Annotated in this window: 2 rRNA genes; both read right to left on the bottom strand. The window is 52.6% G+C overall.

The window, feature by feature from the left end:
* Positions 1 to 5: 5 nt before the first annotated feature.
* A 5S ribosomal RNA gene (gene rrf / locus ACS603_RS23300) occupies positions 6 to 121 on the bottom strand.
* A gap of 72 nt (positions 122 to 193) precedes the next feature.
* A 23S ribosomal RNA gene (locus ACS603_RS23295) occupies positions 194 to 3,099 on the bottom strand.
* Between the last annotated feature and the right edge of the window lie 122 nt (positions 3,100 to 3,221).

The following is a 3,221-nucleotide window of genomic DNA, read 5'->3' as shown; positions in this document are numbered from 1 at the left end:
TTGATGCCTGGCAGTTCCCTACTCTCACATGGGGAGACCCCACACTACCATCGGCGCTACGGCGTTTCACTTCTGAGTTCGGCATGGGGTCAGGTGGGACCACCGCGCTAAAGCCGCCAGGCAAATTCTGTTAAATCTGTATCAAAGCTGAAAATATTCTGTCTCTCAACCGCCGAAACAGCTTCGGCGTTGTAAGGTTAAGCCTCACGGTTCATTAGTATCGGTTAGCTCAACGTATCGCTACGCTTACACACCCGACCTATCAACGTCGTAGTCTTCAACGTTCCTTCAGGACCCTTAAAGGGTCAGGGAGAACTCATCTCGGGGCAAGTTTCGTGCTTAGATGCTTTCAGCACTTATCTTTTCCGCATTTAGCTACCGGGCAATGCCATTGGCATGACAACCCGAACACCAGTGATGCGTCCACTCCGGTCCTCTCGTACTAGGAGCAGCCCCCCTCAATTCTCCAGCGCCCACGGCAGATAGGGACCGAACTGTCTCACGACGTTCTAAACCCAGCTCGCGTACCACTTTAAACGGCGAACAGCCGTACCCTTGGGACCTACTTCAGCCCCAGGATGTGATGAGCCGACATCGAGGTGCCAAACACCGCCGTCGATATGAACTCTTGGGCGGTATCAGCCTGTTATCCCCGGAGTACCTTTTATCCGTTGAGCGATGGCCCTTCCATTCAGAACCACCGGATCACTATGACCTGCTTTCGCACCTGCTCGAGCCGTCACTCTCGCAGTCAAGCTAGCTTATGCCATTGCACTAACCTCCTGATGTCCGACCAGGATTAGCTAACCTTCGTGCTCCTCCGTTACTCTTTGGGAGGAGACCGCCCCAGTCAAACTACCCACCAGACACTGTCCGCAACCCGGATTACGGGTCTACGTTAGAACACCAGCCATTAAAGGGTGGTATTTCAAGGTTGGCTCCACGCAGACTGGCGTCCACGCTTCAAAGCCTCCCACCTATCCTACACATCAAGGACCAGTGTTCAGTGTCAAGCTATAGTAAAGGTTCACGGGGTCTTTCCGTCTTGCCGCGGGTACACTGCATCTTCACAGCGAGTTCAATTTCACTGAGTCTCGGGTGGAGACAGCCTGGCCATCATTACGCCATTCGTGCAGGTCGGAACTTACCCGACAAGGAATTTCGCTACCTTAGGACCGTTATAGTTACGGCCGCCGTTTACCGGGGCTTCGATCAAGAGCTTCGCGTTGCCGCTAACCCCATCAATTAACCTTCCGGCACCGGGCAGGCGTCACACCGTATACGTCCACTTTCGTGTTTGCACAGTGCTGTGTTTTTAATAAACAGTTGCAGCCAGCTGGTATCTTCGACTGATTTCAGCTCCACCCGCAGGGGCTTCACCTACACATCAGCGTGCCTTCTCCCGAAGTTACGGCACCATTTTGCCTAGTTCCTTCACCCGAGTTCTCTCAAGCGCCTTGGTATTCTCTACCTGACCACCTGTGTCGGTTTGGGGTACGATTTGATGTTACCTGATGCTTAGAGGCTTTTCCTGGAAGCAGGGCATTTGTTACTTCAGTACCGTAGTACCTCGTCATCACACCTCAGCGTTAAAAAGAGTCCGGATTTACCTAAACTCTCCGCCTACATGCTTAAACCGGGACAACCGTCGCCCGGCTAACATAGCCTTCTCCGTCCCCCCTTCGCAGTAACACCAAGTACAGGAATATTAACCTGTTTCCCATCGACTACGCCTTTCGGCCTCGCCTTAGGGGTCGACTCACCCTGCCCCGATTAACGTTGGACAGGAACCCTTGGTCTTCCGGCGTGCGGGCTTTTCACCCGCATTATCGTTACTTATGTCAGCATTCGCACTTCTGATACCTCCAGCACCCCTCACAGGACACCTTCAACGGCTTACAGAACGCTCCCCTACCCAACAACGCATAAGCGTCGCTGCCGCAGCTTCGGTGCATGGTTTAGCCCCGTTACATCTTCCGCGCAGGCCGACTCGACCAGTGAGCTATTACGCTTTCTTTAAATGATGGCTGCTTCTAAGCCAACATCCTGGCTGTCTGTGCCTTCCCACATCGTTTCCCACTTAACCATGACTTTGGGACCTTAGCTGGCGGTCTGGGTTGTTTCCCTCTTCACGACGGACGTTAGCACCCGCCGTGTGTCTCCCGTGATAACATTCTTCGGTATTCGTAGTTTGCATCGGGTTGGTAAGCCGGGATGGCCCCCTAGCCGAAACAGTGCTCTACCCCCGAAGATGAATTCACGAGGCGCTACCTAAATAGCTTTCGGGGAGAACCAGCTATCTCCCGGTTTGATTGGCCTTTCACCCCCAGCCACAAGTCATCCGCTAATTTTTCAACATTAGTCGGTTCGGTCCTCCAGTTAGTGTTACCCAACCTTCAACCTGCCCATGGCTAGATCACCGGGTTTCGGGTCTATACCCTGCAACTTAACGCCCAGTTAAGACTCGGTTTCCCTTCGGCTCCCCTATACGGTTAACCTTGCTACAGAATATAAGTCGCTGACCCATTATACAAAAGGTACGCAGTCACACCACGAAGGTGCTCCCACTGCTTGTACGTACACGGTTTCAGGTTCTTTTTCACTCCCCTCGCCGGGGTTCTTTTCGCCTTTCCCTCACGGTACTGGTTCACTATCGGTCAGTCAGGAGTATTTAGCCTTGGAGGATGGTCCCCCCATATTCAGACAGGATACCACGTGTCCCGCCCTACTCTTCGAGTTCACAACCTGTGTGCTTTCGTGTACGGGGCTATCACCCTGTATCGCCGGACTTTCCAGACCGTTCCACTAACACACAAGCTGATTCAGACTCTGGGCTGCTCCCCGTTCGCTCGCCGCTACTGGGGGAATCTCGGTTGATTTCTTTTCCTCGGGGTACTTAGATGTTTCAGTTCCCCCGGTTCGCTTCGTTAAGCTATGTATTCACTTAACGATAGTGTGTCGGAACACACTGGGTTTCCCCATTCGGAAATCGCCGGGTCAAAGGTTCATATCACCTCGCCGGCGCTTATCGCAGATTAGCACGTCCTTCATCGCCTCTGACTGCCAGGGCATCCACCGTGTACGCTTAGTCGCTTAACCTCACAACCCGAAGATGTTTCTTTCGATTCATCATCAAATTGCGAAAATTTGAGAGACTCGAACACACCCGTTAAGGTGTGTCGTTTCAATTTTCAGCTTGATCCAGATTTTTAAAGAGCAAA

Source organism: Enterobacter sp. Li2LvB3, assembly GCF_056156645.1.
The sequence above is the reverse complement of the archived record's forward strand: the minus strand, read 5'-3'. Positions and strand labels throughout refer to the sequence as shown.